Source organism: Williamsia sp. Y721, assembly GCF_059683565.1.
On sequence record NZ_JCASNH010000004.1, the window covers coordinates 849,060 to 861,978 of the forward strand.

Consider the following 12,919-nt stretch of genomic DNA (forward strand, 5'->3'; position numbering starts at 1 on the left):
CGATGAGCCCCCGTAGCTCAGGGGATAGAGCGTCCGCCTCCGGAGCGGAAGGCCGCAGGTTCGAATCCTGCCGGGGGCACTTATTTTCGTTCAGGCAAGACTCCGGGTTCTTTCAAGTCGAGGATGTCGCCTTCCAGATAGCGCGTGAATAGCGTTGCGGCTCAGTGGAAGTCCTGGGTCCGGTGGCGCATCAACCGAATTCATCTGCTTTCCCGCTCAGTCGCGCTCAGCCCTTGCCCTTTCTTTCGTTGGTGTGACAACCGGCAATGTGCCGTTGTCCTGGCAATGAGTTGTGGGCCAGTCCACGTTCGCAGGCATTGCATCAACTCCTTCGTGGACATATAGTTAGTGCGATAACTATGTTGGCACGATCAAAGAGGTGCGATGTCTGAGGAGCTGTTGATCGAGGGCGACCCGTTGGCTCTCGAACGTCAGGTCTGCTTCGCGCTGGCCGTGGCCAACCGGACGGTACTCGGTGTGTATCGGCCGCTGTTGGAGCCGTTGGGTCTGACGCATCCGCAGTACCTGGTGATGCTGGCGTTGTGGGAACGGGCGCCGATGTCGGTGCGTGAGATCGCCGAAGCCCTGCGGCTCGATTCGCCGACACTCTCGCCGTTGCTCAAACGGCTCGAGGCGGCCGGATTGATCACCCGCACACGCAGTGTCACCGATGAGCGGCAACTGGTCGTCGAACTCACAGAGGCCGGAGTCGACCTCCGGACCGAGGCCGAGAAGATCCCGTTCGCGGTCGTCCGGACGCTCGGCGTCGATCTTGCGGTTCTCGAAGAGCTGCACCGGGTGCTGGGCACCGTCAACCAGGCGGCGGAAGCGGCCATCGCCACCGGCTCGATCACCCTGGAACCGTAGGGTTCTAATGCAATTCAGGAGTAGCAAGATGACGCAGCGCAAACGGCCGAATCCATGGCAGTGGATCACCTACAGCTGGGGGCGCAAGCTGCCCGACGAGTTGCAGGATTGGGTCCGGCAGGACCTGACGGGCCGCTGGCGGGTCCCGCGGCACCTCGTGCGCGGCATGATCCCGTTCCTGCCCGTGTTCGCGCTGTTCCTGCTCTTCCCAGGGCCGATCTACCTGCGGATGGCGATGGTCCTGCTCGGACTCATCCTGGCGCTGTTCTACTGCAGTGCCTACATGCAGATGAACCGTGAACACCGGCTCGAACTCCATGGGCTGCCCGCCGACCTCGAGAGCCCGGAACAGACGCGCAAACATGATGCGAACCGGGTCGCCTACGAGAAGATCCACGGCCGCAGCGTCCCGGTGCAACAACGGCGCCACTTGAACTGATCACCTCTGCATCGAACAATCAAAAAGCCCCTGTCCGACATCGGACAGGGGCTTTTTGTGTGTTGATCAGTTGTTGGTCTGATCAGTTCATCGGAAGTGGTGCAGCGCCGCGGCTCTCGAGCATCTTCGTCATGGTCTCCGACTCGGAACTCTGAACGTTCATCATCTGCTGGGCCAGTTCGCGGACGTAGTCCTCGCTAACGTGGTCGGGCTCCACCGCGTACTCCATCATTCCGATGCCGCCCTGGTGGTGGCGCAACATCAGTTGCAGGAAGTAGAGGTCGAGCTCGCTGCCCTGCAGGGATCGCAGCTTGTTCATCTCTTCGGTGGTGGCCATCCCCGGCATCGGTACGCCGGAGTTCGACATGTCCATGCCGGACCCGGTGGATCCTGCTTCTGCCGAACCCCCGTGCCCGTGCCCGGAGCCGCCGTCGGTCATCCAGGCCATGGGTGCGCCAGGATTGTCGAGCGGGTAGTCCCAGCGGGTCAGCCACGACTGCATCTGACCGATCTGGTTGACCTGTGTCGTCAGGATGTCGTAGGCCAGGCTGCGGACCTGCGGATCACTGCCGCCGTACAGCTCCAAGGTCGCCATCTCGACGCCCTGCTGGTGATGTGCGCTCATGTCCTGAGCGAACCCGACCGCAGCCGAGTCCCCCGCGGGCCGGTTGCTGCCGTCATCGCCGTCGAACGTGGTGCGGAGCAGCAGTCCGACGACAACTCCGACAAGCAGAACTGCGATGGCACCGAGCACGAGCACCGCGGTCTGTTGGCTCCGGTGACCGCGCGGTACGTCCCGCGCGATGGCGGTCCGATCGGTGCCACCGCGAGGGTCCTCGCCAGGTGCGCTCATCAGCCTGCTGGGTTCGGCGTCGGAACCATGCCGCCTTCGTCGGCGGCCTGCGTCGTGCCTGCGCCATCCATCTGGATCGCGTCGGCCGGAAGCGGGCCGACATCGGCGGCCGGTGGGTTGCTCGGATCGAACGAACCGGGGATTGCCGCACACTGCGCGCCGACCTCGGGATAGGCGGTCGCGTCCGGGTAGTCCGCGTAGACCCCGGTGTTGCTGTTCTGGCGCAGCGCCTCGATGAACTGGTCGATGCGGGGGTCGCCTGCGGAGTCCAGCTTCAGCTGGTGGCCCCAGGACTGCAGCGAGATCGGCCGGTCCAGCGTCGGGTACGGCGAGAGCAGCATGTACTGCTCGTCTTCGACCTTCGACTTGAGGATGTCGAGGTCGCCGGGGGCGATGGTCTCGGGGTTGTACGCAATCCAGACCGCACCGTGCTCGAGCGAGTGGACCGCGTTTTCGGTGCGCAACTCGTTCGGGTAGACGATGCCGGTACACGTGGCCCACACGGCGTCATGCGGCCCGCCGAAGGGTGGCGACTGGTCGTAGGCGACCCGCTGGGTCGGTTCGACGTGCTGACCGGCCGGATAATAGATCTTGGTGACGCCCTCGATCTTGTCCGAAGGATCTGGATTCGAGGAGGACGGCGTGTACTGCGCGACCTCCTGCTTGTCCTCGTATTTGGGGATCAGATAGACGGCCAGTCCGGCGATGATGAGCAGGACCACCACCACTCCACCGATGGTGCCCCACGGGAACTGGCGTCCACCGCCGGCCTTGACCACCGGTATCTGACCAGATTTCTTCTTCCCGGAGCCCGCAGGCTTCTTCGGGATGTTGCCTTTGTTCTTGGCGTCAGCCATGGATCTCTTTCGGTGCAATTCTATGGAGAGCGGACGTCGCACTGCCGACTTGTTCACCGGCGATACGAGAGTCTACGTGGGCCCCTTCACGCCGCCGAGTGTTGACAAGATCCCGCCGAGCGCTCCGGCGGTGACCGGTGTCAAGTCAGTGCGATTGTCTTTGATCATCGGTCGGCCAATAGGATGGTGCATCGTGACCCCCGCCGACCTCGCGGTACTCCTGCATGCCGCCACCTCCACAGTGCTCACCGACCACGGACTCGATGCGTCCGCGCTGCCGGAGTCTGTTGTCGTGGAACGCCCACGAAATCCTGAGCATGGCGATTACGCCACCAACATTGCGCTCCAACTCGGCAAGAAGGTCGGGGCGAATCCCCGTGAGCTGGCCGGATGGCTCGCGACCGAACTCATCTCGCGCGACGGTATCGCCACCGCGGACATCGCCGGGCCCGGGTTCGTGAACATCCGGCTCGCTGCCGATGCACAGAACGCGGTCGTCGCCGATGTTCTGACCGGCGGCGATGCCTACGGCACCAGTGAGCTCTATGACGGTCTGAAGGTGAACCTCGAGTTCGTCTCGGCCAACCCGACCGGACCCATCCATCTCGGTGGTACCCGCTGGGCCGCCGTCGGCGACGCCCTCGGCCGGGTTTTGTCGGCCGCCGGTGCCGCGGTGACCCGCGAGTACTACTTCAACGATCACGGCGCCCAGATCGACCGGTTCGCGCGATCACTGCAGGCCGCTGCGCTGGGTGAACCGACTCCCGACGACGGCTACTCCGGCGCGTACATCAACGACATCGCGGCACAGATCGTCGCCGAGGTGCCGGACGTGCTCAGTCGCCCGGACGCCGAGCGCCTCGAGACGTTCCGCTCACATGGTGTGGACCTGATGTTCGGGCAGATCAAGAAGAATCTCCACGAGTTCGGCACCGACTTCGACGTCTACACCCACGAGAACAAGATGTTCGAGTCCGGTCAGGTCGAGAAGGCGATCGCCGAACTGAAGGCCAACGGCAATCTGTACGAGAACGACGGTGCGTGGTGGCTGCGGTCAACCGCCTTCGGCGATGACAAAGACCGCGTGGTCATCAAGAGTGATGGCGAAGCTGCGTACATCGCGGGCGACATCGCCTACTTCAAGGACAAGCGTGATCGCGGCTTCGACCTCTGCATCTACATGTTGGGCGCCGATCACCACGGCTACGTGGTGCGTCTGAAGGCCGCCGCGGCCGCCCTCGGTGACGACCCGGACCGGTTGGAAGTTCTGATCGGCCAAATGGTCAACCTGGTCAAGGACGGGCAACCGGTACGGATGAGCAAGCGTGCCGGAACCGTGATCACCCTCGACGATCTGGTCGAGGCCGTCGGTGTCGACGCCGCCCGCTATTCGCTGATCCGGTCCTCGGTGGACGTCAACATCGACATCGACCTGAACCTGCTCGTCAGTCAGTCGAACGAGAACCCGGTCTACTACGTGCAATACGCACACGCCCGGCTCTGCGCGATCGCCCGCAACGCGGCGGCACTGGGTCTGGTCGCCTCCACCGATCACCTCGAGCTGCTGGTCGATCCGGCCGAAGGCGACTTGATCCGCACGCTCGGCGACTTCCCGGCAGTGGTCGACACGGCCGCGCAATTGCGTGAGCCGCACCGCGTTTGCCGCTACCTCGAGGCGCTGGCCAGCACGTACCACAAGTTCTACGATCGGTGCCGCGTGTTGCCGCAGGGTGACGAAGAACCGGCCGACATCCATGCCGCACGGTTGGCATTGTGCGGTGCCACCCAGCAGGTCATCGCCAACGGTTTGGCGATGGTCGGCGTCAGCGCACCGGAGCGAATGTGAGCGCCAACCCCGTCGGCCCGCTTCACGCGGAGCTTCTCGCCGAACCCCGGCTTGCCGAACGTCCCAACAGCGCAGCCGATCTGGCGCAGCTGCCGGCCAGCGTCTATCCGCAGGGCACCGACCGCGACAGCAACGATGTCGCCCGGATCGGTGGCATTCCGGTCACCGAATTGGCGCAGACGTACGGCACGCCACTGTTTGTCATCAACGAGGACGATTTCCGGGCCCGTTGCGCCGCGATGGCCAAGGCCTTCGGCTCCGCGGAGCGCGTGCACTACGCATCCAAGGCGTTCCTGTCGTCGGAGATCGCCCGCTGGGTGAATTCCGAGGGGCTCTCGCTGGACGTCTGTTCGGTGGGGGAGCTGACCGTCGCCCTGCGCGCGGGTTTCCCGGCTGACCGAATTGCATTGCACGGCAACAACAAGTCGGTTCCGGAACTCGAGCTGGCCGCGTCGTCCGGTGTGGAACACGTGGTGCTGGACTCGATGATCGAGATCGAGCGCCTCGATGAGATCGCCGGCCGCCTCGGTGTCGTGCAGGACGTTCTCATCCGGCTCACGGTCGGCGTCGAGGCGCACACCCACGAGTTCATCTCGACTGCGCACGAAGATCAGAAGTTCGGATTTTCGCTGGCCGGTGGCCTGGCCATGGCCGCGGTTCGCCGCGTCTTCGCAACTGAGCATCTCCGCCTGGTGGGGCTGCACAGCCACATCGGATCACAGATCTTCGACGTCGACGGCTTCGAATTGGCGGCACGCCGTGTGCTGTCGCTGGTGCGCGATGTCGTCGCCGAATTCGGCCTCGACAAGGCCGCCCAGCTGTCGATTCTGGATCTTGGTGGTGGGCTGGGTATTTCGTACCTACCGTCGGATGATCCGCCACCGGTCGAAGAGGTTGCCGACAAGCTCGCCAGTATTGTCGAAATCGAGTCGGCGGCCATGGGGCTGCCCACACCGACCATCGTGGTCGAACCGGGTCGCGCGATCGCCGGACCGGCCGGTGTCACGCTCTACACCGTCGGCACGGTCAAAGACGTCCAGATCTCACCGGGTGGGGCGCATCGCCGTTACGTGTCGGTCGACGGCGGGATGAGCGACAACATCCGGGCCGCCCTGTACCAGGCGGAATACGATGTGCGCCTGGCCTCCCGGATCTCGACCGCCGACGCGGTGGTCAGCCGCGTGGTCGGAAAGCACTGCGAGAGCGGCGACATCGTAGTCAAGGACTGTTGGCTGCCCGGCGACGTCGGACCCGGCGATGTTCTGATGGTTGGTGCAACCGGCGCATACTGCTACACGATGTCGAGCCGGTACAACATGGTGACCCGACCCGCTGTGGTCGCAGTTCAGGGCGGCGCATCGCGAGTGATGTTGCGGCGTGAAACCGTTGAAGATTTGTTGAGCCTGGAGGTGAACGAATGACGGAAACCGGCACGCGCGCCATTGGTGTTGCGGTACTCGGAATGGGCAACGTCGGTACCGAGGTGGTGCGTATCCTCACCGACAACGCGGCAGACCTGAAGGCCCGCGTCGGTGCACCGCTGGAGATTCGTGGCGTGGCGGTCCGGGATCTCGCCAAGCCGCGCGGTATCGACCCGGCGCTGCTCACCGACAAGCCCGAAGAATTGGTGGCCCGCGACGACGTCGACATCGTGGTCGAGCTGATGGGCGGTATCGACCCGCCGCGCATGCTCATTCGTGAGGCACTGCAGAGTGGCAAGTCGGTGGTGACCGCCAACAAGGCGCTGTTGGCCGACTACACCGGCGAGCTGGCAACGGCCGCGGCAACGGCAAAGGTCGACCTCTATTTCGAGGCGGCCGTGGCCGGAGCGATCCCGGTGATCCGCCCGCTGATGCAGTCGCTGGCCGGTGACACGGTGACCAAGGTGGCCGGAATCGTCAACGGCACCACCAACTTCATCCTCTCGTCGATGGATGCCGACGGCAGCGACTACAGCGAGACCCTCGCCGAGGCAGGCCGACTGGGTTATGCCGAAGCCGACCCGACGGCCGACGTCGAAGGGTATGACGCCGCGGCGAAGGCGGCCATCCTGGCGTCGATCGCGTTCCATTCGCGGGTGACCGCCCTGAACGTCTATCGCGAGGGCATCTCGAATATCACCGCTGACGATCTCGCTTCGGCGCACGCACTCGATTGCACGATCAAGTTGTTGTCGATCTGCGAGCGCGTCGTGGATGAAGATGGCACCCAACGGATCTCGGCGCGCGTTTACCCCGCGCTTGTTCCGTTGGAACATCCGCTCGCCGGGGTGAACGGCGCTTTCAACGCAGTGGTGGTCGAGGCCGAGAACGCCGGTCGGCTGATGTTCTACGGCCAGGGTGCCGGCGGCGCTCCGACCGCATCTGCAGTGTTGGGGGATCTGGTCATGGCCGCACGGAACAAGGTCCACGGCGGACGCGGTCCGCTGGAATCGACATATGCGTCATTGCCGATCGCCCCGATGGGCGACGTGCGTACCCGCTATTACGTGTCGATGCGGGTCGCCGACAAACCCGGGGTTCTGGCAACGGTTGCCGGTGAGTTCTCCGCCCGCGACATCAGCATCTCCACGGTTCGTCAGGAAGGCGCCGGTGAGGATGCCCGGCTGGTTGTGGTCACCCATCGTGCGCCGGATGCCGCGCTGTCGGAAACCGTTGCGGCGCTGGAGAAGTTGGATGCGGTATTGAGTGTTTCGAGTGTTTTGCGACTGGAGGGTACCAATGAGTGAGTCAGCAGCTGTGCATCGTGCATGGCCGGGCCTGATCGAGGCCTACCGGGATCGACTCCCGGTCGGCGACGACTGGAAGGTCGTCACCCTCTTCGAAGGCGGCACCCCGCTGATCAGCGCCCCGCATCTGTCCGAGATCACGGGCTGCGAGGTCTATCTCAAGATCGAGGGCCTCAACCCGACCGGTTCCTTCAAGGACCGCGGGATGACGATGGCCGTCAGCAATGCCGTCAACAACGGTAAGACCGCGGTCCTGTGTGCATCGACCGGTAACACCTCGGCCTCTGCCGCGGCGTATGCGACCCGCGCCGGGATCACCTGCGCGGTGCTGATCCCGGAGGGCAAGATCGCCATGGGCAAGCTGGCCCAGGCGGTCATGCACGGCGCGAAAATCATTCAGGTGCAAGGCAATTTCGACGATTGCCTCGAGCTCGCCCGTAAGGCGACCGCAGAGTTCCCGCAGATCGAACTGGTCAACTCGGTGAATCCGGCGCGCATCGAGGGTCAGAAGACCGCAGCGTTCGAGATCATGGATGTGCTCGGCCGGGCTCCGGATGTGCACGCGCTGCCCGTCGGCAACGCCGGAAACATCACCGCGTACTGGAAGGGCTACACCGAATACCATCGCGACGGCGTTGTCGATTCGACGCCGCGCATGTTGGGTGTCCAGGCTGCCGGTGCAGCGCCGCTGGTGACCGGTGCTCCGGTGAAGGATCCCGAAACCATCGCCACCGCCATCCGCATCGGCTCTCCGGCCAGCTGGAACCAGGCCGTGGCGGCCAAGGACGAATCGGGCGGCAAGTTCCTGGCGGCCACCGACGAGAAGCTTCTCGAGGCGTACCGGTTGATCGCAGGCCGCGAGGGCGTCTTCGTGGAGCCGGCGTCGGCCGCGAGTGTGGCAGGCCTGCTGGCCGCCCGCGCTGATGGCTGGATCTCCGCAGGCGAGCTGGTGGTCTGCACCGTCACCGGCAACGGTCTGAAAGATCCCGACACCGCGCTTGCGGGTATTCCGCCGGTCGAGGCCATCCCGGTCGACCCGGTGGCGGTCGCAGCTGCTCTGGGACTGAGCTGATGACCACCCCGGCGCATGTCGTGCCGAACGTCCTCGCGAGTTGATGGGCGCGGTATGAACCCTGTTCTGCCTGTTGGCCTGCAGGTGCGCGCTCGCGTGCCGGCATCGAGTGCCAACCTGGGGCCCGGCTTCGATTCGCTGGGTATCGCGTTGGGGATCTACGACGATGTCTCGGTGACCGTCTCCGGCCCCGGTCTGCGGATCAGCGTGAGCGGGGAAGGTGCGCAAGGGGTTCCCCTGGACGAACGCCATCTGGTGGTGCGTGCGATCAACCGTGGGCTCGAGGCGGCCGGCGTCACGGCCGCGGGTCTGGATGTCGAGTGCCGCAACAGCATTCCGCACTCCCGTGGCCTGGGTTCGTCGGCTTCCGCGGTGGTCGGGGGACTGGCCGCGGCAGCCGGACTGGTTCGCGCGGCCGGTGTGGGCATCCCATTGTCGACCGACGCGCTCGTGCAGTTGGCCTCGGAGTTCGAGGGGCACCCCGACAACGCGTCGGCCAGTGTTCTCGGCTCGGCGGTGGTGTCGTGGTCGGAGGCGGCCTGCGGTGAGGTCCCGGCGGTGCTGGAGAACGGTGCGCCGCACGAGGTGAGCTATTTCGCCCGGAAACTGGATGTCCATCCGTCCATCCGGGCTTTTGTGATGATTCCGCAGGTCGAGTCGTCGACCGCCGTCACCCGCGGGCTTCTGCCCGACGCGGTCGCACGGGTGGACGCGGTCTTCAACGTCAGTCGTGTCGCGCTCGCGGTGGTGGCACTGACCACCGAACCGGGCCTTCTTTTCCCCGCAACCGAGGATCGGCTGCACCAGGACTACCGCGCCCCCGTCATGCCCGCCACCGCGGAAATGGTTCGTTGGTTGCGGGACCGACATGTTCCCGCCACCGTCTCCGGTGCCGGCCCCACCGTCCTTGCACTCACAGCGTCATCGTTGCCCGCCGGATCGCAGGAGAAGGCAGCTGAACTGGGATTTGTGCTCGACGAGGTAGAGATCGCGCCGGGAGTAGTCGTACACTGAAAAGCGGCCGGGTCAGCTGACTCATCCACTGTCAGGGAACACGCCGTCATCGCTGGGTGTTGCTCATACTGTTGAACGTGGTTAGCATGTACCCGTCCAGCCGCGAAAGTTTCACCACGCGTGCTTCTCACAAGAAATGTGAAATTCTACGGTCAGAGCCCGCGGGCGTCATTCCGTGAAATCGAAGCGCGGCATACGACACAAAGCCTAAAAGACCGCTCCAAATAGCGGCACCTCTCACCTGGTCTCCGGGTGCGAGAAACACTGCCCCCGCGAATCTACCGGCGGGGGAAGGAAAGGATATCCGTTGACGGATACGGACCTCATCACTGCACAGGGTGCGGAAAACACGCTTGACCTCGGCGGAGTCGACACTCCCAAAGCCGAACGTCGTCGTGGCACCGGACTGTCGGGGATGGTTCTCACCGAGTTGCGCGGCCTCGCCGGCGAGCTCGGCATCAAAGGCACGTCAGGTATGCGTAAGAGCGACCTGATCGCGGCCATCAAGGAGCGCCAGAGCGGTTCGACCGCCGCTGCTGCGCCTGCAAAGACCAAGACAGCCACCAAGGCGCCTGCCGAGAAGGCCAAGGCCGATGTTGCCGCGCCGAAGAACGCGGCCGAGGGTCAGTCGACCGAAACGAAGACCGAGCAGGCCACGAAGGCCGAAGCCGTGCAGGATGCCAAGAAGGCGCCGGTTGTCGAGGCCAAGGAAGAGTCGGCCCCGGTTCGCCGTGACCGGCGACGTGGCGCGTCCACCGACAACGCGGACCCGGCAGTCAAAGACACCGGTTCCGAGACCTCCGCGCAGATCACCGCAGAATCAGGTGACGACAACGAGTCTGCCGACGGATCTGATGCGCGTCGTCAGCGTCGTCGCGGACGCGATGGTCAAGACCGCACCGGAACGAACCGTGACGGCCAGGGCGCTCGGGACAACCAGGGCGCTCGCGACAACCAGGGCGGACGCGACAACCAGTCCGGTGGACAGGGCCGCGAAGGCGGACAGAACCGCGACCGGGGCAGCGAAACCCGGACCGCGGACCGCGACAACCGTGGTGACAACCGCGGTGATACCCGTGGTGGCGACAACCGTGGTGGCGACAACCGGAACGCAGACCGCGACAACCGCGGTGGCGACAACCGGAACGCCGGCAACCAGAACAGCGGTCCGCGCAACAACAATCGTGACAACGGTCCCGACGATGACGGAGACGGTGACGGACGCGGCCGTCGTGGACGTCGCTTCCGCGAGCGTCGCCGTGGACGCGATCGCACCGACGGTCCCGGTGGCAGCGGCGAGCCGCAGGTATCGGACGACGATGTGTTGCAGCCGGTCGCGGGCATCCTCGACGTCCTCGACAACTACGCGTTCGTGCGGACCTCCGGCTACCTGGCCGGTTCGAACGACGTCTACGTGTCGATGAACCTGATCCGCAAGAACGGTCTGCGTCGCGGCGACGCGATCACCGGTGCGGTCAAGGTGGCCCGTGAAGGCGACCAGTCCAATCAGCGTCAGAAGTTCAACCCGTTGGTCCGGCTCGATTCGGTGAACGGTGCCGACGTCGAAACCGCCAAGCGGCGACCGGAATTCAACAAGTTGACCCCGCTGTACCCGAACCAGCGACTGCGGTTGGAGACCACCAGCGATCAGATCTCGACCCGCGTCATCGACTTGGTCATGCCCATCGGCAAGGGCCAGCGTGCGCTGATCGTCTCGCCCCCCAAGGCGGGTAAGACCACGATCCTGCAGAACATCGCCAACGCGATCTCGATCAACAACCCCGAGTGCTACCTGATGGTCGTGCTGGTCGACGAGCGGCCTGAAGAGGTCACCGATATGCAGCGTTCGGTCAAGGGTGAGGTCATCGCCTCGACCTTCGACCGGCCGCCGTCAGATCACACATCGGTCGCCGAGCTTGCCATCGAGCGGGCCAAGCGTCTCGTCGAAGACGGTAAAGATGTTGTGGTCCTGCTCGATTCGATCACCCGCCTGGGTCGCGCCTATAACAACGCGTCACCGGCATCGGGTCGAATCCTGTCCGGTGGTGTCGATTCCACGGCGCTGTACCCGCCCAAGCGTTTCCTGGGAGCGGCTCGGAACATCGAGAACGGCGGCTCGTTGACGATCATCGCCTCGGCGCTGGTCGAGACCGGATCCACCGGTGACACCGTGATCTTCGAGGAGTTCAAGGGCACCGGCAACGCCGAGCTCAAACTGGACCGCAAGATCTCGGAGCGTCGCGTGTTCCCGGCCGTGGACGTCAACCTGTCCAGTACGCGTAAGGACGAGCTGCTGCTGTCGCCGGAAGAGTTCTCGATCGTGCACAAGCTGCGCCGTGTGCTCTCCGGGTTGGACTCACAACAGGCCATCGACCTACTGGTCAGCCAGTTGAAGAAGACCAAGAACAACATGGAGTTCCTGATGCAGGTGCAGAAGACCGCACCGGGGAACATGAAGGACGACTGAATCGTCCCCGGCACCAACAACAAACCCACCTCTTCCGATCCAGGAAGAGGTGGGTTTGTTCGTCAGCTCTCGGGAACGGTGCCCGGTCCCGGATCGAAGGGTGGGGGATCGGCGGGGTCGAATCGTCCCGGCACCGTCGCGCACGTGGCGCCGGGTTCGGGATAGCCGGTCGCCGAGGGACTTTCGTCGTACACACCGGATTGCGTGTTCTGTCGGGTCGCGGTGATGAACTGGTCGATCCGCGGATCGTCGACGTCGGCGACCTTGAGTTGGTGTCCCCAGGATTGCAGCGAGATCGGCTGGTCCAGACCGGGATACGGGGACATCAGCATGTAGTTGAGGCCATCGACCCGCTGCTCGAGTTCGGCGATCTCGTCCGCATCGAGATCGTCGGGGTTGTAGGTGACCCACACGGCGCCGTGTTCGAGGGAGTGGACGGCGTTCTCTGTTCGGATGGCGGTGGGGTAGACCATGCCGGTGCAGGTGGCCCAGACCGAGTCGTGTCGCCCGCCCATGGGCGGCGAGTACGTGTATTTGACCTTCTGGTTGTCCAGGACGTGCTCGGCCGCCGGGTAGAAGACCTTCAGCACGCCGTCGATCTGATCGGTCGGATCGGGATTGGAGCTGCTGGGCACGAAGTCCCGGGTCGAACTGCCGCCGCTTGCGCCGGTGGTGGTCGCGGCCTGTGGGTCGCCCGTCTTGGACGAACTGCACGCACTCAGGCCGATGACCAGAAGTAATCCGGTTGCGGCGAGCTTGACCACTGGTTTCACGTT

Annotated in this window: 11 protein-coding genes and 1 tRNA gene; 9 read left to right on the top strand and 3 right to left on the bottom strand. The window is 64.5% G+C overall.

What is annotated here, in order from left to right:
* Positions 1-6 precede the first annotated feature (6 nt).
* The 3 genes from AC56PL_RS23410 to AC56PL_RS23420 all read left to right on the top strand — a co-directional run bounded on the left by AC56PL_RS23410 (position 7) and on the right by AC56PL_RS23420 (position 1,306).
* Positions 7-79: transfer RNA gene (locus tag AC56PL_RS23410), tRNA-Arg, on the top strand.
* Positions 80-384: 305 nt separating this feature from the next.
* Complete coding sequence (locus AC56PL_RS23415) at positions 385-867, top strand: MarR family transcriptional regulator (RefSeq protein WP_495517729.1); 483 nt, start codon at positions 385-387, stop codon at positions 865-867.
* 28 nt (positions 868-895) lie between these two features.
* Positions 896-1,306: a DUF5313 family protein gene (locus AC56PL_RS23420; RefSeq protein WP_497155284.1), complete on the top strand. Its 411-nt coding sequence runs from the start codon at positions 896-898 to the stop codon at positions 1,304-1,306.
* A gap of 82 nt (positions 1,307-1,388) precedes the next feature.
* Here AC56PL_RS23420 and AC56PL_RS23425 read toward each other — a convergent pair whose 3' ends face one another.
* Both AC56PL_RS23425 and AC56PL_RS23430 read right to left on the bottom strand, forming a co-directional pair.
* On the bottom strand, positions 1,389-2,159 hold the full coding sequence (locus AC56PL_RS23425; RefSeq protein WP_497155285.1) for a DUF305 domain-containing protein: 771 nt from the start codon (positions 2,157-2,159) through the stop codon (positions 1,389-1,391).
* Complete coding sequence (locus AC56PL_RS23430; protein WP_495517726.1) at positions 2,159-3,016, bottom strand: DUF3105 domain-containing protein; 858 nt, start codon at positions 3,014-3,016, stop codon at positions 2,159-2,161. Before AC56PL_RS23430 ends, AC56PL_RS23425 begins: the two co-directional genes overlap by 1 nt.
* A gap of 193 nt (positions 3,017-3,209) precedes the next feature.
* Between AC56PL_RS23430 and argS the strand changes: the two genes are divergently transcribed.
* From argS to rho, 6 genes are all read left to right on the top strand, one after another.
* A complete protein-coding gene (argS, locus tag AC56PL_RS23435) occupies positions 3,210-4,862 on the top strand; it encodes an arginine--tRNA ligase (protein ID WP_495517725.1) in 1,653 nt (550 codons plus the stop codon).
* Positions 4,859-6,283 carry a diaminopimelate decarboxylase gene (gene lysA, locus AC56PL_RS23440; RefSeq protein ID WP_495517724.1) on the top strand — a complete coding sequence of 475 codons (1,425 nt, stop codon included), beginning with the start codon at positions 4,859-4,861 and terminating at the stop codon, positions 6,281-6,283. Before argS ends, lysA begins: the two co-directional genes overlap by 4 nt.
* Complete coding sequence (locus tag AC56PL_RS23445; RefSeq protein WP_495517723.1) at positions 6,280-7,590, top strand: homoserine dehydrogenase; 1,311 nt, start codon at positions 6,280-6,282, stop codon at positions 7,588-7,590. The genes lysA and AC56PL_RS23445 overlap by 4 nt, the downstream gene beginning before the upstream one ends.
* Positions 7,583-8,662, top strand: a complete 1,080-nt coding sequence (gene thrC, locus AC56PL_RS23450) for a threonine synthase (RefSeq protein ID WP_495517722.1) — start codon at positions 7,583-7,585, stop codon at positions 8,660-8,662. Before AC56PL_RS23445 ends, thrC begins: the two co-directional genes overlap by 8 nt.
* Positions 8,663-8,716: 54 nt before the next feature.
* Complete coding sequence (gene thrB, locus AC56PL_RS23455; RefSeq protein ID WP_497155286.1) at positions 8,717-9,676, top strand: homoserine kinase; 960 nt, start codon at positions 8,717-8,719, stop codon at positions 9,674-9,676.
* 307 nt (positions 9,677-9,983) lie between these two features.
* On the top strand, positions 9,984-12,143 hold the full coding sequence (gene rho / locus AC56PL_RS23460; protein ID WP_497155287.1) for a transcription termination factor Rho: 2,160 nt from the start codon (positions 9,984-9,986) through the stop codon (positions 12,141-12,143).
* Between the two features lie 62 nt (positions 12,144-12,205).
* Here the strand turns inward: rho and AC56PL_RS23465 are convergent, their stop codons facing one another.
* The gene (locus tag AC56PL_RS23465; RefSeq protein ID WP_497155321.1) at positions 12,206-12,877 is read right to left on the bottom strand and encodes a thioredoxin-like domain-containing protein; all 672 of its coding nucleotides are present in this window, start codon (positions 12,875-12,877) and stop codon (positions 12,206-12,208) included.
* Between the last annotated feature and the right edge of the window lie 42 nt (positions 12,878-12,919).

Excerpts from the sequence above, each read along its gene's own strand:
- AC56PL_RS23415 (WP_495517729.1), top strand. The coding sequence starts at position 385 with ATGTCTGAGGAGCTGTTGATCGAGGGCGACCCGTTGGCTCTCGAACGT.
- AC56PL_RS23420 (WP_497155284.1), top strand. The coding sequence starts at position 896 with ATGACGCAGCGCAAACGGCCGAATCCATGGCAGTGGATCACCTACAGC.
- AC56PL_RS23425 (WP_497155285.1), bottom strand. The coding sequence starts at position 2,159 with ATGAGCGCACCTGGCGAGGACCCTCGCGGTGGCACCGATCGGACCGCC.
- AC56PL_RS23430 (WP_495517726.1), bottom strand. The coding sequence starts at position 3,016 with ATGGCTGACGCCAAGAACAAAGGCAACATCCCGAAGAAGCCTGCGGGC.
- AC56PL_RS23445 (WP_495517723.1), top strand. The coding sequence starts at position 6,280 with ATGACGGAAACCGGCACGCGCGCCATTGGTGTTGCGGTACTCGGAATG.
- thrC (WP_495517722.1), top strand. The coding sequence starts at position 7,583 with ATGAGTGAGTCAGCAGCTGTGCATCGTGCATGGCCGGGCCTGATCGAG.
- thrB (WP_497155286.1), top strand. The coding sequence starts at position 8,717 with ATGAACCCTGTTCTGCCTGTTGGCCTGCAGGTGCGCGCTCGCGTGCCG.